The sequence below is a fragment of the Parasedimentitalea huanghaiensis genome (assembly GCF_009753675.1).
GTDB lineage: Bacteria > Pseudomonadota > Alphaproteobacteria > Rhodobacterales > Rhodobacteraceae > Parasedimentitalea > Parasedimentitalea huanghaiensis.
The window spans coordinates 720,077-744,138 of the sequence record NZ_WQLV01000001.1; the positions used below are offsets into that span (position 1 = coordinate 720,077).

The 24,062-nt window shown below is 52.8% G+C and carries 24 protein-coding genes; 17 read left to right on the forward strand and 7 right to left on the reverse strand.

Translation table 11 applies throughout. From position 1 onward, the window contains the following. Positions 1-20 precede the first annotated feature (20 nt). From GO984_RS03350 to GO984_RS03370, 5 genes are all read left to right on the forward strand, one after another. A complete protein-coding gene (locus GO984_RS03350; protein WP_157021112.1) occupies positions 21-359 on the forward strand; it encodes a P-II family nitrogen regulator in 339 nt (112 codons plus the stop codon). Between the two features lie 50 nt (positions 360-409). Continuing rightward, positions 410-1,816: a type I glutamate--ammonia ligase gene (gene glnA, locus GO984_RS03355; protein ID WP_157021113.1), complete on the forward strand. Its 1,407-nt coding sequence runs from the start codon at positions 410-412 to the stop codon at positions 1,814-1,816. Between the two features lie 143 nt (positions 1,817-1,959). Next, positions 1,960-3,210: an Hsp70 family protein gene (locus GO984_RS03360; RefSeq protein ID WP_157021114.1), complete on the forward strand. Its 1,251-nt coding sequence runs from the start codon at positions 1,960-1,962 to the stop codon at positions 3,208-3,210. Positions 3,211-3,292: 82 nt separating this feature from the next. Continuing rightward, a complete protein-coding gene (locus tag GO984_RS03365) occupies positions 3,293-4,087 on the forward strand; it encodes a lytic murein transglycosylase (protein WP_157021115.1) in 795 nt (264 codons plus the stop codon). A gap of 374 nt (positions 4,088-4,461) precedes the next feature. Beyond that, positions 4,462-5,136, forward strand: coding sequence for a hypothetical protein (locus tag GO984_RS03370; RefSeq protein WP_157021116.1), 675 nt, complete (start codon positions 4,462-4,464; stop codon positions 5,134-5,136). Positions 5,137-5,180: 44 nt separating this feature from the next. Here GO984_RS03370 and GO984_RS03375 read toward each other — a convergent pair whose 3' ends face one another. Next, a complete protein-coding gene (locus GO984_RS03375; protein ID WP_157021117.1) occupies positions 5,181-5,927 on the reverse strand; it encodes a heme-dependent oxidative N-demethylase family protein in 747 nt (248 codons plus the stop codon). Positions 5,928-6,108: 181 nt separating this feature from the next. On the opposite strand from GO984_RS03375, the gene dddP reads away from it, so the two are divergent. After that, positions 6,109-7,449: a dimethylsulfonioproprionate lyase DddP gene (gene dddP / locus GO984_RS03380; protein ID WP_157021118.1), complete on the forward strand. Its 1,341-nt coding sequence runs from the start codon at positions 6,109-6,111 to the stop codon at positions 7,447-7,449. Between the two features lie 51 nt (positions 7,450-7,500). Here dddP and GO984_RS03385 read toward each other — a convergent pair whose 3' ends face one another. The 3 genes from GO984_RS03385 to GO984_RS03395 form a co-directional block, all read right to left on the reverse strand. Continuing rightward, positions 7,501-8,061: an NUDIX hydrolase gene (locus GO984_RS03385; protein WP_157021119.1), complete on the reverse strand. Its 561-nt coding sequence runs from the start codon at positions 8,059-8,061 to the stop codon at positions 7,501-7,503. 96 nt (positions 8,062-8,157) lie between these two features. Next, positions 8,158-9,159: a Hint domain-containing protein gene (locus GO984_RS03390; protein WP_157021120.1), complete on the reverse strand. Its 1,002-nt coding sequence runs from the start codon at positions 9,157-9,159 to the stop codon at positions 8,158-8,160. Next, positions 9,150-10,007 carry a hypothetical protein gene (locus GO984_RS03395; protein WP_157021121.1) on the reverse strand — a complete coding sequence of 286 codons (858 nt, stop codon included), beginning with the start codon at positions 10,005-10,007 and terminating at the stop codon, positions 9,150-9,152. Before GO984_RS03395 ends, GO984_RS03390 begins: the two co-directional genes overlap by 10 nt. Before the next feature lie 280 nt (positions 10,008-10,287). Between GO984_RS03395 and GO984_RS03400 the strand changes: the two genes are divergently transcribed. Beyond that, positions 10,288-11,517, forward strand: a complete 1,230-nt coding sequence (locus tag GO984_RS03400) for a bifunctional alpha/beta hydrolase/OsmC family protein (protein WP_157021122.1) — start codon at positions 10,288-10,290, stop codon at positions 11,515-11,517. Positions 11,518-11,592: 75 nt separating this feature from the next. On the opposite strand, the gene GO984_RS03405 is transcribed toward GO984_RS03400, so the two are convergent. Both GO984_RS03405 and GO984_RS03410 read right to left on the reverse strand, forming a co-directional pair. Further along, the gene (locus GO984_RS03405; RefSeq protein WP_245230973.1) at positions 11,593-11,895 is read right to left on the reverse strand and encodes a hypothetical protein; all 303 of its coding nucleotides are present in this window, start codon (positions 11,893-11,895) and stop codon (positions 11,593-11,595) included. Between the two features lie 8 nt (positions 11,896-11,903). Continuing rightward, positions 11,904-12,470 carry a hypothetical protein gene (locus tag GO984_RS03410; RefSeq protein WP_157021123.1) on the reverse strand — a complete coding sequence of 189 codons (567 nt, stop codon included), beginning with the start codon at positions 12,468-12,470 and terminating at the stop codon, positions 11,904-11,906. Between the two features lie 281 nt (positions 12,471-12,751). Here GO984_RS03410 and purB point away from each other — a divergent pair, with 281 nt between their 5' ends. From purB to GO984_RS03440, 6 genes are all read left to right on the forward strand, one after another. Continuing rightward, positions 12,752-14,056, forward strand: a complete 1,305-nt coding sequence (gene purB / locus GO984_RS03415) for an adenylosuccinate lyase (protein WP_157021124.1) — start codon at positions 12,752-12,754, stop codon at positions 14,054-14,056. 70 nt (positions 14,057-14,126) lie between these two features. Then, positions 14,127-15,116 (forward strand): phosphotransferase, encoded by a 990-nt coding sequence (locus GO984_RS03420; protein ID WP_167740204.1) that lies wholly within the window; start codon positions 14,127-14,129, stop codon positions 15,114-15,116. Positions 15,117-15,260: 144 nt separating this feature from the next. Beyond that, the gene (locus GO984_RS03425) at positions 15,261-15,416 is read left to right on the forward strand and encodes a hypothetical protein (protein ID WP_157021126.1); all 156 of its coding nucleotides are present in this window, start codon (positions 15,261-15,263) and stop codon (positions 15,414-15,416) included. 108 nt (positions 15,417-15,524) lie between these two features. Then, the gene (locus GO984_RS03430; protein ID WP_157021127.1) at positions 15,525-16,055 is read left to right on the forward strand and encodes a tetratricopeptide repeat protein; all 531 of its coding nucleotides are present in this window, start codon (positions 15,525-15,527) and stop codon (positions 16,053-16,055) included. A 76-nt stretch (positions 16,056-16,131) separates the two neighbouring features. Beyond that, a complete protein-coding gene (locus tag GO984_RS03435) occupies positions 16,132-17,241 on the forward strand; it encodes a flagellar motor switch protein FliG (protein WP_157021128.1) in 1,110 nt (369 codons plus the stop codon). A gap of 117 nt (positions 17,242-17,358) precedes the next feature. Beyond that, on the forward strand, positions 17,359-18,282 hold the full coding sequence (locus GO984_RS03440; RefSeq protein WP_157021129.1) for a lysophospholipid acyltransferase family protein: 924 nt from the start codon (positions 17,359-17,361) through the stop codon (positions 18,280-18,282). Positions 18,283-18,292: 10 nt separating this feature from the next. On the opposite strand, the gene GO984_RS03445 is transcribed toward GO984_RS03440, so the two are convergent. Next, positions 18,293-18,994, reverse strand: a complete 702-nt coding sequence (locus GO984_RS03445; protein WP_157021130.1) for a DUF1223 domain-containing protein — start codon at positions 18,992-18,994, stop codon at positions 18,293-18,295. Between the two features lie 234 nt (positions 18,995-19,228). Between GO984_RS03445 and acnA the strand changes: the two genes are divergently transcribed. The 4 genes from acnA to GO984_RS03465 all read left to right on the forward strand — a co-directional run bounded on the left by acnA (position 19,229) and on the right by GO984_RS03465 (position 23,983). Further along, entirely contained in the window at positions 19,229-21,916 is a 2,688-nt protein-coding gene (acnA, locus tag GO984_RS03450) for an aconitate hydratase AcnA (protein ID WP_157021131.1), read from the forward strand. A gap of 211 nt (positions 21,917-22,127) precedes the next feature. Next, positions 22,128-22,412: an antibiotic biosynthesis monooxygenase gene (locus tag GO984_RS03455; protein ID WP_157021132.1), complete on the forward strand. Its 285-nt coding sequence runs from the start codon at positions 22,128-22,130 to the stop codon at positions 22,410-22,412. Positions 22,413-22,523: 111 nt separating this feature from the next. After that, complete coding sequence (locus GO984_RS03460; protein WP_157021133.1) at positions 22,524-22,862, forward strand: DOPA 4,5-dioxygenase family protein; 339 nt, start codon at positions 22,524-22,526, stop codon at positions 22,860-22,862. 272 nt (positions 22,863-23,134) lie between these two features. Next, positions 23,135-23,983 carry a polysaccharide deacetylase family protein gene (locus GO984_RS03465; RefSeq protein ID WP_157021134.1) on the forward strand — a complete coding sequence of 283 codons (849 nt, stop codon included), beginning with the start codon at positions 23,135-23,137 and terminating at the stop codon, positions 23,981-23,983. Positions 23,984-24,062 lie beyond the last annotated feature (79 nt).

Consider the following 24,062-nt stretch of genomic DNA (forward strand, 5'->3'; position numbering starts at 1 on the left):
AGCTGTGAGGAGCCCGTGACATGAAAAAGATCGAAGCCATCATCAAACCGTTCAAACTGGACGAGGTGAAGGAAGCGTTGCAAGACGTCGGTGTACAGGGGCTTTCTGTCATCGAAGTCAAAGGTTTTGGCCGCCAAAAGGGCCACACGGAATTGTATCGCGGCGCCGAATATGTGGTGGATTTCCTGCCCAAGGTGAAGGTTGAAGTGGTGTTGGACGACGATCAGGTCGATGCCGCCATCGAAGCCATCGTGGAGGCCGCAAAAACCGACAAGATCGGCGACGGTAAGATTTTTGTCTCTCCCGTCGAACAAGCCATTCGTATTCGGACCGGCGAGACCGGATCTGACGCGCTGTAAACCACAGCACTCACATACATAACGACTATCTAATCAGAAGGACCAAGGGAATGAGCGTAGAGGCAGTTCTCAAGACACTCAAAGACGACGATGTGGCCTATGTCGACATCCGGTTCACAGACATTCGCGGCAAGTTGCAGCATGTGACAGTTGACGTGGATCTGGTTGATGAAGACTTCCTTGAAGAAGGCTTTATGTTCGACGGTTCCTCCATCGCCGGCTGGAAGTCGATCGAAAATTCAGACATGAAACTGATCGCAGACACAACAAGTGCCTATATCGATCCGTTCTATGCCGAGAAAACCCTGTGCATCCACTGCTCGATCGTTGAGCCAGACACTGGCGAAGCTTATGAACGTGACCCACGTGGTACAGCACAGAAAGCCGAAGCTTACCTGAAATCCTCGGGCATCGGTGACGTTGCTTATATGGGTCCAGAAGCTGAGTTCTTCCTGTTTGACGATGTTCGCTTCTCGAACTCGATCAACAAAGTTTCCTACGAAGTTGACGCTTCCGATGCGTCCTGGAACACTGACACCGAGTATGAAATGGGCAACATGGGCCACCGCCCTGGCGTCAAGGGTGGCTACTTCCCAGTTAACCCAATCGACGAAGCCCAAGATCTGCGTTCTGAAATGCTGTCGACCATGAAGCGTCTGGGCATGAAAGTGGACAAGCACCACCACGAGGTTGCGTCTTGTCAGCACGAGCTGGGCCTGATCTTTGACAGCCTGACCAAACAGGCCGACGAGCTGCAGAAATACAAGTACGTGATCCACAACGTGGCCCACGCATACGGCAAATCAGCTACTTTCATGCCCAAGCCGATCTACGGCGACAACGGCACCGGCATGCACGTGAACATGTCGATCTGGAAAGACGGCAAGCCCCTGTTTGCTGGCGACAAATACGCTGATCTGTCGGACGAAGCGATCTATTTCATTGGTGGCATCCTGAAGCATGCCAAGACCTTGAATGCCTTTACCAACCCAGCGACCAACAGTTACAAGCGCCTCATCCCAGGTTTCGAAGCCCCAGTACTGCGCGCCTATTCGGCTCGCAACCGGTCGGGTTGTGTACGGATCCCATGGACTGAAAGCCCGAAAGCCAAGCGCGTCGAAGCTCGTTTCCCGGATCCGGCCGCCAACCCTTACCTGTGCTTCGCCGCATTGCTGATGGCTGGCCTGGACGGCATCAAGAACAAGATCAATCCTGGCGAAGCCATGGACAAGAACTTGTACGACCTGCCTGCTGAAGAACTGGCTGATATCCCAACCGTTTGTGGCTCGCTGCGCGAGGCGCTGGAATGCTTGGCGGACGACCATGACTTCCTGTTGCAGGGCGACGTGTTCACCAAAGACCAGATCGACGGCTACATCGCACTGAAGATGGAAGAAGTTGAACTGTTCGAACACACCCCACACCCGGTTGAGTTCGGTATGTACTACAGCTGCTAAGCTAAACGGTGCGTGCAAGCACGCACCCTACACAGATATCCGGGCGTCCCAATTGGGGCGCCCTTTTGTTGTTTATTTACCCCTTGCCCCGGCCGCCTCACGGCTGTATCCCCGCGCGTTCCCTCACTTGACTGGAGACCATCATGAGCGCGCCCAACACCCTCGGCATCGACTTTGGAACGTCAAATTCCGCCGCTGGTATTGCGGTAAACGGAAAACCTTGGCTGGTAGAGCTGGAACCCGGGCAGACCACTTTGCCCACGGCCGTCTTCTTTGAGGAACAGCCACGCAGAATGCGTATTGGAGCCAGCGCGACAAGTGCACTGATTTCCGGCGAGGAAGGCCGGTTCATGCGGGCGCTGAAGAGCCTGTTGGGAACGCCATTGCTGCGCGAAGAGCGACGAATCAATGGCGAGCGGATCGATTTCATCGAGATCATTGCCCGCTTTCTGCGCGAAGTGAAATCGCGGGCCGAAGCAGCGACCTACCAAGAATTCACCCATGCCCTCTCTGGGCGACCGGTGCGGTTTCACAGCAGCGACGAGGCCCGCAATGCCCAGGCCGAGGTTGATCTGCGAGATTGCTATCTGGCAGCCGGTTTTCAAGATGTGAGGTTCATGTTTGAACCGGAAGCTGCAGCGCGGGCGACAACACCCGACGACGGGATCGGACTGATCGTTGATATTGGTGGCGGTACTTCCGATTTTTCACTTTTCAGTCAGAAAGACACCGGAGAAACGGAAATTCTGGCCAGTTATGGTGTGCGTATCGGGGGCACTGATTTTGACCGTCGCCTGAGCATCGATCACGTGATGCCATTGCTGGGTCGTGGCAGCGCAATCCGCAATGCCTTTGGTGCAGGTACCCTGCCCGCACCGGCCAAGATCTTTAATGACCTGGCAACCTGGCAGATGATTCAGTTCTTGTATGCCGCTGACAGTCGTCACAAAGCAAAAGACTTGGCCCGAAATGCGGCCGAACCCGAAAAACTGGCACGTCTTGTTACTGTGCTGGAAGATGAATTGGGACATGATGTTGCTTTTGCTGTCGAGTCCGGAAAAATTCAAAGCAATCAACCCGATCACCCTGCCCCGCGCATTGATCTAAAGGAGCTGGAGCGCGGCCTAATGGTCCCCTTAAGCGCCGAGGTTTTGCAGGATTCACTGCACGAACAAGTCGCCGAGATCGCCGTTGGCGCACAGGAGACCCTAAAACTAGGCCGGATTGACGCTGCACAGGTTGACAGAATTGTTCTTGTTGGTGGCTCATCCTTGATGGCCGTGGTGGAGCAACAAATGCGTCAACTATGCCCCGACGCCAAAGTTCTGAAGGCCAATGCCATGACCGCAGTTGCTGATGGGTTGGCAATTTCGGCAGCAACAGCCTTTGACTGACGCAGCAGCTAATCATATTTCGGGTGGTTTTTCAGGCTTCAGGCACTAGGCTCAGTTAAGTTCATTAGTGAAAGACTGTATTATGCGTTTGCCCCTGTTATCCGCCTTGTTTTGTGCCTGCCTGTCTGCCCCGGTTATTGCGGCCCCCTGTGGCAATACCTCCGCCGGGTTTGCCGCCTGGAAAAATGATTTTGCCTCTGAAGCCAAACGCGCTGGAGTAAAAAAACCAGGGCTGCAGGCGTTGGCAAACGCTCAATATGCCAGTCGGACAATCTCGGCTGATCGCAACCAGAAAAGCTTCCGCTACACGCTAGAGAAGTTTATGGAAATCCGCGGCTCCTCCACCATTGTTGCGCAGGGCCGTCGACGCAAGGCGCGCAACCCTGAGTTCTACGCGGCACTGGAACGTAAATATGGTGTGCCAGCCGGTGTGCTTATTGCCATTCACGGCATGGAGACCGCCTTTGGTCACTTTATGGGCGACAGTCAGATCGTCCCGGCAATTACCACCCTGGCCTATGACTGCCGGCGTTCAGAGTTTTTTGTTCCCCACGCCATTGGCGCACTCAAGCTGGTTGATCAGGGCGCAATCACACCAGCAACCCGTGGCGCCAAACACGGCGAACTTGGCCATACGCAGTTTCTACCTGGTAACGCTCTGAAATATGGGGTCGACTGGGGCGGGGATGGTCGCGTTGATTTCTACGATATGGCAGATGCTTTGGCGTCGACCGCCAACTACCTTCGCAAAAAGGGCTGGAAAAAAGGAAAAGGGTACCAACCTGGTGAGCTCAACTATACAGTTTTGAAGGAATGGAATGCAGCGACGGTCTATCAACAGTCACTGGCTATCATGGGCGCCGGGATCGACCGCTAAATCCTTATACTTCAGATTTATGCCGTTTGCTTATGACCCTGTTAAACCGGGCGAAAATTTGCGCACTTGCGGATTGCCCACATTCGGCCGGAAAAGACTGTTCAGCCTGACGCAATAAACAATCATTCCTTCTAGGCGTGATTGTAACGGCTTTGGCAGCAATGTGGCCAGTATCTGCCAACATTCAGCCGCAATTCCAACTCAAAGAACATCGAACTTCGTGCAACTAATTGAAATTTATTCAATTTTTCACTACTCCATCAAGGCTCCATATTGAAAACAATCTTTTAGTATTTCCGGCTATCCCGCCTCACTTTCAGCATCTTCAACCGATATTGTTTCCTAAGAAGAAACCCGAGCGGAGGATCCTGACGGTGGCCCATACAACCAAGTTTCATGGTGGTCTAACTTATTACGGACTACCCGGCAGTGCACTTGCAAAATGCAGCTGCACCATTGCCGACACGCTGGAAGAATACGGCCACTCGGTAGATCAGTTTAGCGCCCACGACAGCGACGTGATTGCACTGGCATGTGATCAATATCGTCTAGTCTTGCGCTTGGATGACCAACCCAGCGACATTCAGGCAGGCAAAGTTCGGGCTGGGCCGCAGCGCGTGGTCATTTCATTGCAGCCCAATTTTCCCAAACACTGCGACGCGGAATTGAGCGAAATGCTTATGGCGATTATGCTGTATCGGTTGGTAAATTTGCTGGGGGCTGAACATATCGAATGGATGACCCCAAGTGCCAGACTCACTCGCAAACAGTTTCTTGGTGTCTTTGCCAAAATCCGCCCCATGCAAACTCCGCAGCCGATCTCGGCAAACGAACGCTTTGCACCTATCGAACAAACTGCTGAAGAACTGGATCAGCATTGTTCGGCGATGCAAAATGTCTCTGTTGTGCCGGCGACCAAAGCGGATCCGTCTCAACGTTTTGCATCATGGGCCGGAATACTCATGCGCAGTTCAGAATTTCGCTTTGTCACACGTGTTGCACCACTGACGGCCTGCGCTGTTCTATTGCAAAGCTCGGGTGTCATCTAAGACTACAGGCCTTTGTGAACACCACTCAAAGGCCCTACATCCATTTATTGCTTTGCCCACTGCGCAAACACATTGGCACGCGTCAGCACATGAGTGTGGATACAAAACACCACGGCACGGCTTTCTGGCAGGCGTAAAATCATCTGTTTTTCGCTACGCATATAACCCGCCTCAGCTTCATCTACTTTATCCCGTGGCTGGTGCTGGCTGCGCGGTTGGAACAGGCTTGGGTCGTGGTACCACAAGCTATTAAACCGCCACAGCGGCCGCCCCACCTGAACCCCGTCAAACAACCGCTGCACCCGCTTCCCTATGCCAACGTCATATTCAGCTACGGTTTGGTGTATCCCTATCAGTGGTTTTAAATATTTTTCAGACAGGGTCCAACTCGCCGGAAAACACAACACCGCCCCTGTCATCACATGTTCATCGCCCTGTTTTTCGAGAATACAGAAATCCTGCTGGGTGATACGTCCCAAGGTTCCAAGTGGATCTTCCCAATCCAACTCAATCCCGCTCTCGTCTAACCGCTGAAGCTGGTCTCCTCGGTGCTGCGGGTAAAGGTGCTCCAAAACCAGATGCAACAACTCCTGCGCTGCGGGCATCGCCTGCTCATCCAACATCAACACCTGATCCCGGTGATGGGCCAGTAACCGGTCCCGTTCCTTCATCTGGGCAGAAAAGGCATCATCAGGCAGCAGCCAATCCTGCGGCGCAAGCGGCTGAATCCCCGGCAGCGCCTTTGAGCTGAGTGGATTATAGGGAATTTGGGTTTGCAAAATCGTGGTCATGCTTCTGCATAACATTCCCAGCCCTGAATGCCAGCACTCCCACGCCAGGCTGGTAAGCTGTCACCACTTTCGTCCGAAGATGTGAGAGCCAAAAACGACCACTGCAATCGTCGCATTCAGCGCGGAATCACCCGTCGCATGGTTTCAGACTAGACAGGACTGTGCAGAAAGGAAGCCCACCATGACCGAGCACTACCGCGACACGCGAAAAATTGACCCCAACCGCGGTGCGCAGCTGGGCGATGGCAGCCCGAATGACAACAACAGAATAGAAATTGGCCCAACACAGCTTGCACTGACTGAATGGCAGGCAGCGGGGTTGCAATTGCCAGACCTGGAGCAAATGCGCAGGTTTCGGTGGCAACGGCTCACTCAGGCAATTAAGGACCGTGGTTATGGTGGGTTGCTGATGTTCGATCCTTTGAACATTCGCTATGCAACTGACAGCACCAACATGCAGCTGTGGAATACCCATAATCCGTTTCGGGCAGTTCTGCTGTGCGCCGATGGTTACATGGTGATCTGGGATTACAAGAATTCACCCTTTTTATCGACATTTAATCCACTGGTACGCGAACAAAGATCCGGTGCTGATTTGTTCTATTTCGATCGCGGCGACAAGGTGGATGTGGCGGCAGATGTCTTTGCCAACGAAGTACGCCAACTGATGCACAAACATGCTGGCGACAACAAGCGTTTGGCGGTGGACAAGATCATGCTTCACGGGCTGCGTAGCCTGGAGGCGCAGGGTTTTGAGATCATGGAAGGTGAAGAAGTCACCGAAAAAACCCGCGCCATCAAAGGAAAGGATGAAATCCTCGCCATGCGCTGCGCACATCATGCGTGTGATGTCGCAGTGGGGGAAATGGAGTATTTTGCCCGAGCTAATGTCGGGGATGGAAAGACGTCAGAGGATGACATCTGGGCGGTCTTGCATGCTGAAAACATACGTCGCGGTGGGGAATGGATTGAAACCCGACTGCTGGCCTCGGGCCAACGGACCAACCCCTGGTTTCAGGAATGCGGCCCACGGATCACTCAACAAAATGAGATCATTTCCTTTGATACAGATCTGATAGGTTCATATGGCATTTGCATCGACATTTCGCGCAGTTGGTGGATCGGTGATCAGAAGCCGCGTGCGGATATGATCTATGCCATGCGCCATGCCCATGACCACATCATGACCAATATGGAGATGCTGCGCCCCGGCGTGATGATCCCCGAACTGACAGCCAATGCACATCGGTTGGATGACAAGTTCCAAGCGCAAAAATATGGGTGCCTGATGCACGGCGTGGGACTATGTGATGAATGGCCACTGGTCGCCTATCCGGATAAGGCAGTACCGGGGGCCTACGACTATCCGCTGGAACCCGGTATGGTCCTATGTGTAGAGGCCTGTGTTGGCGAGGTTGGTGGCGATTTTTCGATCAAACTGGAAGATCAGGTACTAATCACCGAGGATGGATATGAAAATCTGACCCGATATCCCTTTGATAGCAAATTGATGGGAGAATAGGCCTACATAGTAACTTCCGATCCTTGGCCCTTTCGTTGGGAGGGACGAGATCTACAAAGGAGCGTCAGCAGCGCTGCCCAGAAACAGATTAAGCTTTTCACGCAGGACCAACACACTCGGCGCATCGGTCACGTCCTCTAACCGATCAACCGGCACCCAGGCCAATGCATGAGATTCAATGCTGGCCTTGGCTTCGCCTACTTCAGCCCGGAACAAATACCGGACATCGTAATGAAGGTGTGCGCAGTCCCTAGCTGTTTCGGGGATCTGATGAATATCGACATCAAACACAGATCGTGACAATGCGCCTATGCGGGTTAAGCCACTTTCTTCGTAAGCTTCTTTCAGCGCAACAAACGGGACGTCGGCAACCCCATCGCAATGGCCACCCAGCTGCAACCAGCGATCCAGCTTTGCATGGTGCGTCAACAATACTGATTTGAAATCCTTTGACAGAACAAACGCCGATCCGGTGACATGCCCGGTTGTCGCGTCACGTTCGAACGCTCGCGGTTCGTTGGCACAAAAACTATGTAACCTCTGCCACATCTCCCGGTCGTGTCTATCGCTCGGGAGATAGCGACCAATCCCTGAAATTTCTTGCCCGACCATAAACCACAATCCTGCCAATTAAACAGAAACAAGTTAGAGAACCTTAGCTCTATTATCCATAGATCGTTCCAAAGCCCGGTACTCTGAGACAGAGTACTATTCCAGTAATGTTTTTGTCTCATAGGGCTTTAACACCGGATGGCAGAGACTACCAAAACTGGACAAATCCGTCACAATTTCAGGAAACAGCTGACAGATTTCACCTCTCGCTGCGCCGGACAAGGCTGTTTGGGCCATTTCTGCCGGCATCAAGGTTTCACACTCCACCCCGTTGGCCCAGACCGTGTGATGGCCCGCTAGCAGAATGTGAAAATACTCAACGCTTTCACCATCATTCACCTGGCAAATGTTATGGTCATTTTGCAAGGAAATGGCGGGGACCAGCACCTCCGGCTCTCCAAACAACATCTCGGTGCGCCAGTTTTTCAACAAAACCCGATGCTGAGGCGACAACATTAATTCTCCAACCGGAGTACCTGGTGCAAGACTGTTAGGCGCAAACCGGATTGGGCGAAGTTCTGGATGATTACGCAATTCGCGGCCGTCCAACGCAGCACTTCCTATCCATTGTATAGGACGGCATTTGCCATCTCCGCAAAATACTTGGTCACCACGCTCCAATAGCTCAACAGCCAATTCTCCACCCGCGGTTAGAATCCGACTACCACGCACAAAACAGACCACCACACTTGCCACGCCGGTTCCGTTTGCGGAGTCGACATCAATTGACACCGAATGCGACTGGCCATCAGATCCTGTATAGTCAAATGTCCAGACATTGCCGACGTTTGAGTAGTTGTCAAAGCCGGTGAACACAAAACAATCGCCCGGATCCATGCTTTTGACTGTCATTGAAAAGTCGTCATCGAATCCGGACAGGTCGATATGAAACTCATCATCGCCTCCCGGTCCTGCACCGGCCTCAGTTGGAGCTCCTTTGCCCCAACGTTCATAGACATAGTTACCAGAAAGGTCACCACCATCTTCAATAGTGACAATCTGATTGTCGTCCTTATCACCCGAGATCAGATCCGTACCCTCGATCTTATCGCCGGTGACATCCACTCCCAGCGTGACGGTCAGAACCTCTATTCCCATGGTTGAGCCTCTCGCTCTGGCTGGCTTGCAACTGCTCGTGCACAAAACAAAATGCGCGCAATTGAATTCAACTCATCGACAATCAGGGCACCGCAATGAGAGCGAGCGAACCCCGCAGAATAGGCCTCTAAAACCTCATTGCTCTTCGCTGGGAACCGTTCAATCAACGCACCAAATCCGTTGATGTAATCCCAGCCGCGTGGACGCATCCTCGACTGTTCAAAATCACAGCCAAGTAGAGCCCCATTCTGAGTTTGCAGATAGTTGTGTAGTGCTGGGTCATTGCGCGACAGGACTCGCCCACACAACGGTATTCCAGACAAAACTGATTTTGCTTCAACGATCTGTGAAAGGGCCACGCCGGTTTTAAACTTTGAGAGATAGCCAAACCAGTTGCCGCTTGCCAATTCAGCGGGGGCCGCAGCATCAAACGCCGCCAACCATGCGCCAATCCTAAAAGCGGTGTGGCTTGGTTCTGCGTCCAGTAGAGACTTCGTTTCCACCCACTCTGTAAGAATAAATTTCAATTCGTCCGAGTATGCCAGAAGGCCAGGAACCAGACCGCTGTCCAACATGCTATGAAGCGACATTTTCTCCCGGAAAAATGCAGCCGGTCCATCGGGCCCGTCAAACAGTTTCAAAAAACCGAGTTTCCCGTCGACATTCAACTTCAAACACAGTGAACGTGAGCTTGCCTTGACCAACTCAAATTTAACATTCCGGTCGTTTGTCTGTCCGGTTAAAGTTTCTGCGATTTGTGAAAAACAAAACCCCAGCTGGTGTCGCAAACGGTCCTTCCAGTCTGCGTTGTAGAGTGTACCTGTCGCATCAGGGTTGTCGTCCAACATATTTAGATTCCATCAACTAGTTAACATAAACGAACTCTGGCACGCCCGGAAACACGATCCGCCCACATCACCTTCAATTTCATCAAGTATATTTTGTGTAAAAACTGATCAAATTTGTTTCGGCAATTTTCTGAAAATTTTAGGAACCCACTCGCAAGGTAAGATGCACAGTTTGCTTCGCCGGGATAGCTTCACCATCGCGTGAGCAATGTTCCATAGATCTTGTCCTGCTGCCGTTGCGTGCTCACTCTTGCATCAGCAACAATCAAAGGCTTCCGCTATGCCCGCAGAGCACATCACATTTCCCGGACACGCAGGCACCCCACTGGCCGCACGGCTGGACCTTCCTAGCGGTCCAGTTCTGGCAACTGCTCTTTTTGCCCATTGTTTTACCTGTTCCAAGGACATCCCGGCTGCGCGGCGCATTGCGGCAAGGCTTGCGTCAATGGGAATTGCAGTTCTTCGCTTTGATTTCACTGGCTTGGGACATTCCGAAGGCGAGTTTTCGAATACGTCGTTTTCCTCCAACGTCGCGGACCTGAACGCAGCAGCCCAGTATCTGGCAAGCCGTGGCATGGCCCCTGATCTACTGATTGGCCATTCCTTAGGTGGTGCAGCTGTCCTGCGCGCAAGGGCTGGAATTCCGTCTGTCAAAGGGGTCGTCACTCTCGGCGCCCCCTTTGATCCAGGACATGTCGCCCATAATTTTGAAGACGCCTTGCCAGAAATCGCAGCCCATGGATCAGCGCAGGTCAACCTGGGGGGGCGCCCCTTCACCATCTCCAGAGAGTTTGTAGAGGACATTCAGGCGGAAACTTTGCTGCCAGCAATTTCTGAGCTGCATGCTGCGTTATTGGTTCTGCACGCGCCACAAGATGCGATTGTTGGAATTGAAAATGCAGCACAGATCTTCACCACAGCCAAACATCCCAAAAGCTTTGTTACCCTGGATGATGCCGACCACCTGATCAGCCGCGCCCAGGATGCAGAATATGCTGCAAGTGTCATCGCAGCCTGGGCAGGCAGATACATCGACCTCGCCCCCCCTGCACCACCACCCGGCGCGCCCGAGGGCGTTCTCCGCGTCACCGAATCCAGCCCGGATGGCTACCTCCAAGACATCCAATCTGGTCCGGATCATCACGCCTATGCCGATGAACCCTTGGCCTATGGTGGCAGCAACCTGGGAATGTCGCCCTATGGGTTTGTTTCCGCAGGACTGGGCGCGTGTACGTCAATGACCCTTCGCATGTATGCCCGTCGCAAGGGCTGGCCCTTGCTTGGAATCGATGTTGAGATCAGCCACGACAAAGTACATGCTCAGGATGCAACCACGGGCAATCCGTCCCGCATCGACCAGTTCACGCGAAAGATCTACTTGCAAGGGGATTTAAGCACAGACCAGCGACACCGCCTGCTGGAGATCGCTGACAAATGCCCTGTTCACCGCACGCTGGAACATGGCGCAAGAGTGGTTACGCTGTTGCAGGACACTGCCACACAAAGCTGATTTCAACTCTTCTGAGCGTTCCCCTCCCGCTTGTATGCACCGCGCTGCAAGCGGGGCGGGAGCCCTTCACAACGCTTAGCGGCGTGGCATTGGCCGGGCAACCGGCGGGCGGTGGATTGGAGGTCGCGCCACCGGCGGACGTGCGATTGGCGGACGCGCAATCGGATGTTCTGGTCGCGGCGGGCGCTCAATCGGGTGCTCTGGTCTGGGCGGCTTGGGAGGACGTGGATATCCGTTGTAGTAATCATTCCACAGCATTCCGTCATAATACACGCCACCGCTATAGGTCGCATTAGGATCACAGGCAGACAGGCTCAGCGTGCCAAGACCTAAGAACGCGACAAGCAGAATTTTTCGGGAGGGCAAATTGATCATCATGTTTCCCTTCACCGAATGGCCCGGAACGACGCAAAGACGGCGTTCACATCAGACACCAGATCCGGGTTAACCCCGGCCTCCATTACCACCACCGAAATAGCGACGCGATTACGAGGCAAAACGACCACTACTGCTGTAAAACCAACAGCCCGTCCGTCTCGCCGACCAGATCCAGTAATTCGCGCAGCTGGCAAGCCATCTACGGTAATCCGTTTGCGCTCTTCAACCTCGGTGTCCTGAACAAGAAACGGCCCCACTCCGCGCAGGTATTCTAACGCAGACTCATAATTAGAAACGCCATGCGGGGAAATAAACCCTAGCCACACCCCGGTATCAGCAACGGGTTTCAGTCCAATTACACGGTTGATCAAACGGGCTTCATCTGCGTCAGGCGGTGTCAGGTTTCTTTCCCCCCCTGCCCGCACAGTCCAGAAGTCGGGCGCTGAAAACCGGAACAATGCGCGGTCCCCATCCATATATGTGACGGGCATTTCCGCCAAGGCCAGCGAAGGCAGCAAGGACAGAGTTGTAAACATCGCTCCAACAGCCAATGTTTTTCGGAGTCGTCTTAGCATACCTGCATCTCCTAAAATTTTTGAGGTCACGGTTCGATACATCCGTGGAAAATACAATGTAGTAAAAGATAGATCGGCTTGTATGGAAAGGCGCAATTGTCACATCCACCTACAATTCGTCCTGCCCGGCTGCGAACGAAATGCCTGAAGTTTGTGCATCTTGCGCACCGCTGGGTCTTTGTACTGGGCAATATGTCCCATCAAGCCCCTGTCTACCTTGTTGTTTTGCCCCACCTGATCTAAGAGGCGCGCATCCCGTCCTATTATAAAGGTCCTGGCCTATGATCCCTCGCTACTCCCGCCCCGACATGGTTGCCATCTGGTCTCCGGAAAGCAAATTCCGCATTTGGTACGAGATCGAGGCACATGCCTGCGAAGCCATGGCCAATATCGGTGTCATCCCTCGCGAAAACGCTGATGCTGTTTGGAAAGCCAAGGACGTTGAGTTTGACGTTGCACGCATCGACGAGATCGAAGCCATCACCAAACATGACGTCATCGCATTCCTGACCCACCTCGCCGAACATGTCGGCAGCGACGAAGCCCGTTTCGTACATCAGGGCATGACCTCTTCGGACGTTCTGGACACCTGCCTGAACGTGCAGCTGGTGCGCTCAGCTGACATCCTAATCAAAGACATGGACGGCCTGCTGACAGCCCTGAAGCGCCGCGCAATCGAGCACAAAGACACCGTCCGCGTTGGCCGCAGCCACGGCATCCACGCCGAGCCCACCACCATGGGCCTGACCTTTGCCCGGTTCTATGCAGAAATGGACCGCAATCTGGCGCGCCTGAAACTGGCCCGTGAAGAAGTCGCAACCGGCGCAATCTCCGGCGCAGTGGGCACATTCGCCAATATCGACCCAGCGATTGAAGAACATGTTTGCGAGCAGCTGGGCCTGAGCCCCGAGCCGATTTCCACCCAGGTGATCCCACGCGATCGTCACGCGATGTTCTTTGCCACCCTTGGCGTGATTTCCTCTTCGATCGAAAATGTCGCGACTGAAATCCGCCACATGCAGCGCACCGAAGTGCTGGAAGGTGCGGAATTCTTCTCGATGGGCCAAAAAGGCTCTTCCGCGATGCCACACAAAAAGAACCCGGTTCTGACTGAAAACCTCACCGGTCTGGCGCGTCTGGTACGTTCTGCAGTTGTACCGGCACTGGAAAACGTCGCCCTGTGGCACGAGCGCGATATCTCACACTCGTCAGTCGAACGCGCGATTGGCCCAGACGCCTGTGTGACCCTGGACTTTGCTTTGGCGCGCCTGACCGGCGTGATCGACAAGATGCTGGTCTACCCCCAGAACATGCTGGACAACATGAACAAGTTCCCCGGTCTGGTGATGAGCCAGCGGGTGCTTCTGGCGCTGACGCAGGCCGGTGTGTCGCGCGAAGACGCCTATTCCATGGTGCAGCGCAACGCACTGAAAGTCTGGGAAGAACGTCTAGACTTCCGCGAGCTGCTGCTGGCGGATGCCGACGTGGTTGCTGCGCTTGGCGAAGACGGTGTCAACGAGAAGTTCGACATGGGCTATCATACAAAACACGTTGATACGATTTTTGCACGTGTCTTCAAAGACTAACGATATGGGCCCGGGCAACCGGGCCTTTTTCAACCTCGTTTAACCGTCGATCATATTTTCGCCATATCGGGTGCGTATTGGATCGCACATGGTCAATTTATGTAATTACGACGAAACACTCATTTCAAAATTCATTCATGAATTCAAAGAGTCGCTGCATTCATCGCCCGAATTGGGATATTCATGCATCTATAGGTCAAGCACCTTTCCAAAGTCGCGGCAAGTATTTGGAACCACGACTGAAGATGGCCGCACCTTCGCCATCAAAATAGACACTGAGAACGACAATGGTCGGCTTGAAAAAGAGTTTGGTGTTCTGAAGGAGCTTTTTCCCTACTTTCAGGAAAAAGAGCAAACCCAAGTCATCAAACCAATTTACCTGTCTCCCGGTGGCCAATTCCATGTTACGGAGTTTGTTGACCACAAAACCGCCATGCAGGTAATCTACTCGTCCAAAGTTCATACTCAAGCCGGGCAAGCCTACAGGAGGGCTGGTCAATGGCTACATGAGCTTCACAGCTTCAAACACGCGCGCAGGGATCGCTTTTGGTTTGATTGGATGTTTGAAGAGATTGATGCCATTTTATGCACGGCTATACCTCAGGCCTCCGCCTCTGAGTACCGCCCCTATCTGGAACAGATGCACCGGGACGCAATCCAACTTGGAAACTGCGAAGATACTGTCGTTTTTTCGCATGGTGATTTTCATTGTGACAACCTTATCCTGGGACGTGGTGTAACCTATGGTCTCGACTTCACAGAGGTTTCTGAGAAACTCGCCGTTTACGACATTGTGGATTTTTTGAAGGCGGATGTTTTTCGGGTTGGCACAGCAGACGAAATAGACCGAAGCGGTATCCTAACCCACAATAAAGACATGTTCTTTCGTAAGTACCGTCATCCGGTCAACCATGACATTCTTGACTTTTGCATCCGTGGCAGATTGCTCATCGACTGGTTAAAAGTTTCAAAGGATCACTACGCACGCAGTTCTTTTCTACGTAAGAAATTTGCATGCCTTGGTGACAGACTCAGTTTGGCATTTTGTTCTTCGATCTAAAAATCCGAATTAGCCCGAGCAGCTTTACCTGCGAGCTTTCCGGTTTCGGCCAGTTCCAGCCTATTGTAGCTGCTTTAGCTTCCGGTTTTGGTGATCCTCAACTTTGCGACTATAATTGTAGAGTTGCCATTGTGGAGACCCGTCATGCGTTTCAGAATTGTTTTCATTGCCATTGTCCTGACCTTGCCGGCCAGCATCGCGCTGGCCTGTTCACAACACAGTCAGCAAACCCAATCCTGTTCAGCTGGGACGGTTTGGGATAGCGACATGCAGAAATGCACGAAACAGGTGTCTGGCTAGCCCCAGTTCAACAAGATGTGACGTGTTGGTCCGGTATTTGTGATTTCGCAATTTTGGCAAATACGAATAGCCTTCTGTTCTAATCCTTTTTGCAACTGGACTTTATACATGCGCGCGCTTCTTATTTGTCTGATTTGTTTTCCCGGTCTCTCCCTCGCTGCAGGTGGTGATGATCGCGGTGCCCCCAAACCAACCCCCACCACTACGACCTGCAATGGTGTGAAGGTTTGGGATGAGAAAAAGAAGCGCTGTGTCCGGCCCAAACAATCATCCTTGGAAACCGAAGGCCTGTACGGCGCTGTACGTGAGCTGGCCTATGCTGGACGCTATTCAGACGCACAGGGTGTACTGTTGGCGATGGCTGATCAGACGGACGACAGGGTGTTGACCTATTGGGGGTTTACCCATCGCAAGCTGGGTAACATTGAACTCGCTAATGCCTTTTATCAGCAGGCTATTGCACAGAATCCCAACAATTTTCTAGCACGCTCTTACATGGGTCAGGGGTTTGTTGACGATGGGCAATATGCCCAGGCACTGGCGCAATGGAAAGAAATTCGCGCCCGAGGTGGAACCGGCGCCTGGCCTGAGGTCTCACTGCGCCGTGCTTTGGAAACGGGCCAAAGTTTCAGCTACTGACTTCAGATTTTCTTTACGGCTCTTGGCGTAACCTGCTTAGGAACCGAAGAAGAATCTTTATGGTAGGGGCGCAAGAATGCAGAACGATTTGGCCTTGGCGTTACCGCCGACATCAGCACTGGACACCATGGGCGGCTTTGACGCCATGGCACCAGCACCTTCAACGAGCAACCTAAATAGCAAAGCCAAAGCCGCCATTGTGGTTCGGCTTTTGCTGAACGAAGGCGCGGACATTCCAATTGAGGAGTTGTCTGACGAAATGCAGGCCTCTTTGACCCAGCAAATGGGCAAAATGGGTCTGGTTGATCGTGACACGCTCCATTCAGTGGCCAATGAATTTGCCGAAATGCTGGATAACGTCGGCCTGTCTTTCCCCAATGGTTTGGCGGGTGCGCTGACCGCAATGGAGGGCAAGATCAGCCGCCAGACGGAACGTCGCCTGCGTAAGGAGGCCGGTGTCCGACAGTTTGGCAACCCGTGGGAACGCTTGCGCGCCCTACCCGCAGAAGATTTGGCTGAGCTTGCTGAAGCCGAAAGCACCGAGGTGGCTGCTGTCATGTTGTCCAAGCTGGACACAGCAAAGGCTGCAGAAATGCTGGTTCACCTGCCCGGTCCCGTTGCGAGACGGATCACATTTGCTGTTCGACAGACTGGCGCAGTAACCCCAGACACAGTTGACCGCATCGGCTTGTCACTGGCGGCCCAGATAGAAGCACGCCCGGAAATTGCATTTGACGAGACGCCTGGCGAACGTATTGGAGCCATCTTAACCCAATCCCTTGCCGCCAAGCGAGAAGAAGTGCTGACGGCGCTGGACGAAGAAGATCAAGAATTCGCTTCGGATGTTCGCAAATCCATCTTTACTTTTGCTCTTATCTACAAGCGGGTCAGCATGATCGACGTACCACGGATCGTTCGTTTGGTTCCGCAGCCTGATCTTGTCACGGCCTTTACTTATGCCTTTGCTGTCGGCGAAGACGAAAAAGAAAGCGCCGAGTTCATTCTTGCCAATATGTCGAGCCGCATGGCCAATAACATCCGCGACGAGATTGTCGAAAAGGGCAAGGTCAAGGATTCGGTGGGTGAAGCCGCAATGGCCTCAGTGGTCAACGTAATGCGCGAGCTGGTTCAATCTGGCGAAATGGAACTACGCGTCGTGGAAGAGGAAGAGGACGAAGCTGCATAAGTGCATTTTGCAGCCTAGTTGATCTATTAGATGGACGGGTAGCTTGTACCAGCAAGTGGTGCAGATTAAGATCCTGATTGCTAAACTTGTCGCAACTCTGCAGGCCCGTCTCCTTCTATGCCAATTGACCCAAGCAAACTGTCGCGGTTGTCACGCGCCAAGTACCGCGCAAGCAATCTATTTTTACGCACGGTAATTGGCGGAATTGGCTTCGTGCCTTATCGGTGGCGGGTACCAGGAATGGGCTGGTTGGTCAGTACACTGGCCCCCTTAGTTGGCTTTGATAAACGCGTACGGGCCAACCTAAAATTGACCTGCCCTGAGCTCTCTGATACCGAGATTACCCGATTGTGCCGCGAAGTAAGCAACAATGCCGGCCGCACCTTAATCGAGCTATATGCTGGTAAGCCGTTTTTGGAGCGCGCGCATGCAGCCCCTATATCCGGGCCCGGACTAAAGACACTGGAGGCCGCGCGCGCGGAAGGTCGCCCAGTGATATTGGTCACCGGTCATTTTGGAAATTACGACGCTGCGCGTACGAACCTGATTGGCCGGGGCCACAAAATGGGGGCGCTTTACCGTCGCATGGCCAACCCTTATTTTAATGAACACTACGTGCGTTCCATTGAACGAATTGGCAAGCCGATGTTCGAACAGGGCCGTCGCGGTATGATGGAAATGGTACGCCACCTGAAAGCTGGCGGTATTATTGCCATCGTCGCTGACCTACATTCCCATGGCGGAAAGAACATTGATTTTTTCGGCAAACCCGCTGTGACCTCTGTTGTACCAGCCGAACTCGCGCTGAAGTACAATGCAGCCATGATCCCGATCTATGCCACCCGCCAAGAAAACGGTTTGGATTTTGAAATCACAGTGCATAAAGAGATACCGCATACTGATGCTGTAACGATGACACAGGCGGTTTGCACCGATCTGGAAGCCCTTATCCGCCGAAATATGGGGCAGTGGTTTTGGATTCACCGGCGCTGGAAACCCTTCGGACCTCAAAAGAGCTCTAAAGAAAACGTTTCCGACTGACGCAGCAATTCTACTCTATACGAGCGGCTGCCAAAATTGCTCCATAGGTCCCGCGCTGAACCAAAACCGCGGCGGGTTGAATGCCGACAAATGGTACTTTTAGGCTCAACGCATCCTGCCCGTTCCAGGTGGTAATTTGCTGCCAATCCTCAACGACATTGGCGTATTCAAACCGGCTACCAGAGAGTTCGCCGCGTGTGATTTCAATCGTCTTTACAGGATCAAAGCGGACCAGCTGTACCGTCAGTTGCTCTACTGGCATGGTCGCAAGTGGCTGCAACCTCAGTAGAAAGGCACCTTCAGCCCGCTTAACATCAAGCCGCACTAATGGCGCTACTTGCTGATGTTTGGCAATAACTTCAGCAAGTTCCATTGCATCGGCGCCAACCACATCGTCCTGTCCCATGATGACCATTTGAGGGGTGTAGATCATTTTACGTCCCCCCGCATGCGCATACCCCTTTTGTCGTTGGGTATGAACAGGTCTGGCAAATTGATCAGCCCAGCCAATGTAGTCCCAATAATCCACGTGCAACGCAAGAGGCAACACGTCCTCTCGTTCGGTCAACCGGTGCAACAAACGATCTGCAGGTGGACAGGATGAACAGCCCTGCGAAGTAAACAGTTCAACCACCACCGGCCCTGATTGAGCTATGGCCGGCACCGGCAGCCCAATACAGATTGCGGCAACAATGGTTTTCCAGACGCGCATTAGTGATCTTTCTTCTTGCTCTGCGAATCTGATCTATATCCCTAGTCGCAGCAATGCCAATCAATCATTCTTGAGAGCTAGGTGAGTTTCTAGTGACTGGACAACCCCACAAATTGTATACCATGGAATACAAAGGAACCTCTTGTAGCGTTTCAACCCTTGAACGCGAGGCCCTCATGTTGCAAACAACTCACAGCGAATTCCCTCTTTCCACATCCCAAAGGGAGGCCACCCATGCCTATCACTGTCGGACAGGACACCGCCAAGACACGCAAAGAACTAAGCGTTAACGGCAAGAGCATTTCTTACTACTCAATCCCCGCCGCCACCGAGGCCGGTTTGGGTGATTTTTCAAACCTGCCTGCAGCCCTGAAAGTGGTGCTGGAGAACATGCTGCGTTTCGAAGACGATGGCTTCTCGGTTTCGGTTGATGATATCAAGGCCTTTGCGGAATGGGGCGCCAATGGTGGCAAGAACCCTCGTGAAATTGCCTACCGCCCTGCCCGCGTGCTGATGCAGGATTTCACCGGCGTTCCGGCTGTTGTTGACCTGGCCGCCATGCGTGACGGCATCAAGGCGCTCGGTGGAGACCCGCAGAAAATCAACCCACTGGCTCCAGTCGATCTGGTCATCGACCACTCTGTGATGATCGACGAATTTGGCAATCCGCGCGCGTTCCAGATGAACGTCGACCGCGAGTATGAGCGCAACATGGAGCGTTACCAGTTCCTGAAGTGGGGCCAAGGTGCGTTTAACAACTTCCGTGTTGTGCCTCCGGGAACTGGCATCTGTCACCAGGTAAACGTCGAATATCTGGCCAAGACCGTCTGGTCTGACACCGATCAAAATGGCCATGAAGTTGCCTATCCAGACACTCTGGTTGGTACCGACAGCCACACCACCATGGTCAACGGTATGGCCGTTCTGGGCTGGGGTGTTGGCGGTATCGAAGCCGAAGCAGCAATGCTGGGTCAGCCGATCTCGATGCTGATCCCCGAGGTTGTTGGCTTTGAGCTGACTGGTTCGATGGTCGAAGGCACCACCGGCACCGATCTGGTGTTGAAAGTCGTCGAATTGCTGCGTGAAAAAGGCGTGGTTGGCAAATTTGTAGAATTCTACGGCGAAGGTCTGGATCGTCTGCCGCTGGCGGACCGTGCTACCATTGCCAACATGGCCCCTGAGTATGGCGCCACCTGTGGTTTCTTCCCAATCGATAACGAAACCCTGCGGTACCTGCGCAACACCGGTCGCGACGAAGATCGCGTTGGCCTGGTCGAAGCCTATGCCAAAGCAAACGGGTTCTGGCGTGGTGCAGACTATGCGCCGATCTATACCGACACAATGTCCCTGGACATGGGCACAATTGTTCCGGCGATCTCCGGTCCCAAGCGCCCACAGGACTATGTTGCACTCTGCAATGCCAAGGATGCCTTCCGCAAAGAAATGGAAGAGACCTTCAAGCGCCCCATGGGCAAAGAAGTCGCCGTCAAAGGCGAAGACTACACCTTGGACAGCGGCAAGGTAGTGATCGCTTCGATTACATCCTGTACCAACACATCGAACCCTTACGTCATGATTGGCGCTGGTCTGGTGGCCCGCAAAGCCGCAGCGCTGGGTCTGGACCGCAAGCCTTGGGTGAAAACCTCGCTGGCACCGGGTTCGCAAGTCGTATCCGCCTATCTGGAAGCCGCAGATCTGCAAAAAGATCTGGACTCGGTTGGTTTCAACCTTGTGGGCTATGGCTGCACCACCTGTATCGGTAACTCTGGCCCGATCCAGGCTGAACTGTCCGATGCCATCGCTGAGGGTGATCTGGTTGCAACGGCTGTTCTGTCGGGTAACCGCAATTTTGAGGGTCGTATCAGCCCCGATGTGCGCGCCAACTACCTGGCCTCACCACCGCTGGTAGTCGCCTATGCATTGGCGGGTACCATGGACATCAACATCGACACCGATGTGATCGCTCAGGACAAAGACGGCAACGACGTCTACCTGAAAGACATCTGGCCAACCACACAGGAAGTTGCAGAACTGGTCGAACAGACCGTCACCCGCGAAGCCTTCCTTGAAAAATACGCCGATGTTTTCAAAGGAGATGACAAGTGGCGCGGCGTAGAGACTACAGATGCCGAGACCTATGATTGGCCTGCTGCCTCGACCTACATTCAGAACCCACCCTACTTCCAGGGTATGAGCACAGAGCCGGGCACCATCAGCAATATCGAAGGTGCCAAGGTTCTTGCGGTTCTGGGCGATATGGTCACCACCGACCACATCTCACCTGCCGGTGGCTTCGCAACCACGACACCTGCTGGCGGATATCTGCTAGAGCGCCAGGTTCAACCCCGTGAGTTCAACTCGTATGGATCGCGTCGCGGCAACCACGAGATCATGATGCGCGGCACTTTCGCCAACATCCGTATCAAGAACGAGATGCTGGACGGTGTTGAAGGTGGTTACACTAATGGACCCGACGGCAAACAGGCAGCGATCTATGATGCAGCTATGGCCTATCAGGAGGCAGGCACACCGCTGGTGATCTTTGGTGGCGAGCAGTACGGCGCTGGGTCATCCCGTGACTGGGCGGCCAAAGGCACGGCCCTGCTGGGCGTCAAAGCTGTGATCACTGAAAGCTTTGAGCGTATTCACCGTTCCAACCTCGTTGGCATGGGCGTTATCCCGTTCGAATTTACGGGTGGTGACAGCCGCAAGTCGCTGGGCCTGACCGGAGAAGAAACCGTTTCGATCACTGGCCTGGATACCATCAAGCCACTGCAGAAAGTTCCATGCTCGATCACTATGGCGGACGGTACGGTGAAAGAAATCACGCTGAAGTGCCGTATCGATACCGCACCTGAGATTGAGTACATCGAACACGGTGGCGTGCTACACTATGTGCTGCGAAACCTGGCCAAGTCGTAAGGCCTAGCGCCATAATAATGAACTGAACATGCTCCCCAGTCGGGGAGCATGTTTTTTTACGTCCATTTTCAGGCTTACTCCTCCAAACAATCAATAGCTGACATCCAATTGTGCCTCTCAATCTCTCAACCTACCGATGGTTGCTTGAAAAATATGTATTTATGATACATCATTTTAAACTTAGACGCTTCCAAGACGTAAGGCCCCGATAATGAAAGAAGCCGCTGTGGCAATCGTCTATCCAGACCAAGACACATTTGATGCACATGTTACGTCGGTATTGGAGCTATTACCTGGCACGCGCGCCTTTCCCGGTTGTATTGAGGCCCATGTCGGCGTCAGTACAGAACGTCAGGAAATTGCGATTTTCCACATTTGGGAAAGCCAGCAGTACTTAGATGACTATCTCGCTTGGCGTGCAGACCGGGGTGATTTGGATGCACGGAGCAAAACAATGCGCCGTGAGCAAAGCTTCAGCACGTTTTCCATACCGTAAAGCGCACCAAGCGGATGCATCTTCTATAAGATGTTGAATCCCACATAGCTGCACAACCCTTGTTCAATCGCGAATAATTGCTGCGCCTTTAAACCTGTGCATAGTCACATCATGAAACAAATCGCAAAAATCTCAGGCTATCACGCCCATGTCTATTTTGATGCTGACAGCGTCGAGAAGGCTCACCAGCTTTGCCAATCTGCAAGCGACCTGTTTGGAGTTCAAATGGGGCGAGTTCACCAGCGCAATGTTGGACCACATCCCATGTGGTCCTGCCAATTGGGCTGCAGCCCGGACCAGTTTGCAGATGTCCTACCCTGGCTGGCGCTCAATCGTGACGAGTTGATCGTGTTTGCCCATCCTGAAACCGGCGACCATCTGGCGGACCACCGCGATCATGGGATCTGGCTTGGCACGGGCCTGGATCTGGATTTGACAATCTTCAGCTAAGCGCAAAAGGCACACCTCTCACCGCGTCACCATGTTCTAAAAGAATAATCACCCCCCCGTTTCTAATGGTTGAGCGGTGAACTACCAAGTTTGGGTGACCGCCTCCCGAGTTAACTTTGAAATATTGCCGCCGCTCAATTTTAAGCCTACATTGGAAAACACTCTACAACCTTAAGTTTGATTCGGTTGTTTCCCGCTAGTTTTGTTGGCGGGAACGCCAATTTTTGAATGACTCATCAAATTTCAATCATAGATGTAAGGGGTACTAAATCATGGCAAATGCTGGTGGTGTTACACTCACCTTTGATATGCATCCTAAATGGGAGCATGCCAGTTGGTGGCTGCAACCAAATTTTTACGGCGGAAAAAACATATTTGATATTCTTGACGATTACGGAGTGCGTGCCACGTTCTTTGTAAGTCAGTTTGATAGAGTCAAAATTGATCCCAAATGGCAAAATGTTATTGGCCGAGTTATTCGAAGTCATGAAATAGGCGGTCATACCCTAAACCATCCATCGGAGCCGGGATCAGACCCCATCAAATATTTTTACAGCGAAATATACCCTAACTATTTGGACTATCTGGCAATTCGGGCACAACCGGGACACCAACATTGGCCAGCATATTGGAGCAGCTTTGCCTACCCAAATACTCAGGCTGATGCTGTAACAAATGAGTTCTTGCTAAAGGTTTTCTCACGTTTGCGTGGTGCAAATCCTTCTGATGGAAGCGGCCCAATGTCACCTGCTGAAATCGAACGCGCCGGTGTCATCACTGCCGGTTGGTTGGACCGGTTTGCATTCACTCCGCCGATGGGCTCGCCTGCTTGGGAGAATGGTTGGAAAGAATGGGTAAATGACACAGCTCGGATCAATGGGTATGTTGTTTTCGCCAGTCACCTACCATCTTGGTATGCGGGAAACCCCGCAGATCCGGTCCCAAAGTACGCCGATCCTTCAGTGCTACTAAATTTCCTGAGCCATGTGAAATTCCAGACTGACTTGTCGTTTGTGAGTATGTCTCAACTACCGCGAGCAACCCGATCCTCCACAGTTGATTTACCAGCCGAGCTAAAAGATGGGTTGGATCAGTTGGAAAAATTGAGAAATTTAGTTTAGGTAGACACAGCTGACAACTCTCTAAACATCTAGAATAATTTCATAAATCCATTTTGGCCCGAAAGGACTTGGGCCAAAA

Bases quoted from the DNA above. Each gene is read 5' to 3' on its own strand.
- GO984_RS03350 (WP_157021112.1), top strand. From the start codon at position 21: ATGAAAAAGATCGAAGCCATCATCAAACCGTTCAAACTGGACGAGGTG.
- glnA (WP_157021113.1), top strand. From the start codon at position 410: ATGAGCGTAGAGGCAGTTCTCAAGACACTCAAAGACGACGATGTGGCC.
- GO984_RS03360 (WP_157021114.1), top strand. From the start codon at position 1,960: ATGAGCGCGCCCAACACCCTCGGCATCGACTTTGGAACGTCAAATTCC.
- GO984_RS03365 (WP_157021115.1), top strand. From the start codon at position 3,293: ATGCGTTTGCCCCTGTTATCCGCCTTGTTTTGTGCCTGCCTGTCTGCC.
- GO984_RS03375 (WP_157021117.1), bottom strand. From the start codon at position 5,927: ATGACCACGATTTTGCAAACCCAAATTCCCTATAATCCACTCAGCTCA.
- dddP (WP_157021118.1), top strand. From the start codon at position 6,109: ATGACCGAGCACTACCGCGACACGCGAAAAATTGACCCCAACCGCGGT.
- GO984_RS03385 (WP_157021119.1), bottom strand. From the start codon at position 8,061: ATGGTCGGGCAAGAAATTTCAGGGATTGGTCGCTATCTCCCGAGCGAT.
- GO984_RS03390 (WP_157021120.1), bottom strand. From the start codon at position 9,159: ATGGGAATAGAGGTTCTGACCGTCACGCTGGGAGTGGATGTCACCGGC.
- GO984_RS03395 (WP_157021121.1), bottom strand. From the start codon at position 10,007: ATGTTGGACGACAACCCTGATGCGACAGGTACACTCTACAACGCAGAC.
- GO984_RS03400 (WP_157021122.1), top strand. From the start codon at position 10,288: ATGCCCGCAGAGCACATCACATTTCCCGGACACGCAGGCACCCCACTG.
- GO984_RS03405 (WP_245230973.1), bottom strand. From the start codon at position 11,895: ATGATGATCAATTTGCCCTCCCGAAAAATTCTGCTTGTCGCGTTCTTA.
- GO984_RS03410 (WP_157021123.1), bottom strand. From the start codon at position 12,470: ATGCTAAGACGACTCCGAAAAACATTGGCTGTTGGAGCGATGTTTACA.
- purB (WP_157021124.1), top strand. From the start codon at position 12,752: ATGATCCCTCGCTACTCCCGCCCCGACATGGTTGCCATCTGGTCTCCG.
- GO984_RS03425 (WP_157021126.1), top strand. From the start codon at position 15,261: ATGCGTTTCAGAATTGTTTTCATTGCCATTGTCCTGACCTTGCCGGCC.
- GO984_RS03430 (WP_157021127.1), top strand. From the start codon at position 15,525: ATGCGCGCGCTTCTTATTTGTCTGATTTGTTTTCCCGGTCTCTCCCTC.
- GO984_RS03435 (WP_157021128.1), top strand. From the start codon at position 16,132: ATGCAGAACGATTTGGCCTTGGCGTTACCGCCGACATCAGCACTGGAC.
- GO984_RS03440 (WP_157021129.1), top strand. From the start codon at position 17,359: ATGCCAATTGACCCAAGCAAACTGTCGCGGTTGTCACGCGCCAAGTAC.
- GO984_RS03445 (WP_157021130.1), bottom strand. From the start codon at position 18,994: ATGCGCGTCTGGAAAACCATTGTTGCCGCAATCTGTATTGGGCTGCCG.
- acnA (WP_157021131.1), top strand. From the start codon at position 19,229: ATGCCTATCACTGTCGGACAGGACACCGCCAAGACACGCAAAGAACTA.
- GO984_RS03455 (WP_157021132.1), top strand. From the start codon at position 22,128: ATGAAAGAAGCCGCTGTGGCAATCGTCTATCCAGACCAAGACACATTT.
- GO984_RS03460 (WP_157021133.1), top strand. From the start codon at position 22,524: ATGAAACAAATCGCAAAAATCTCAGGCTATCACGCCCATGTCTATTTT.
- GO984_RS03465 (WP_157021134.1), top strand. From the start codon at position 23,135: ATGGCAAATGCTGGTGGTGTTACACTCACCTTTGATATGCATCCTAAA.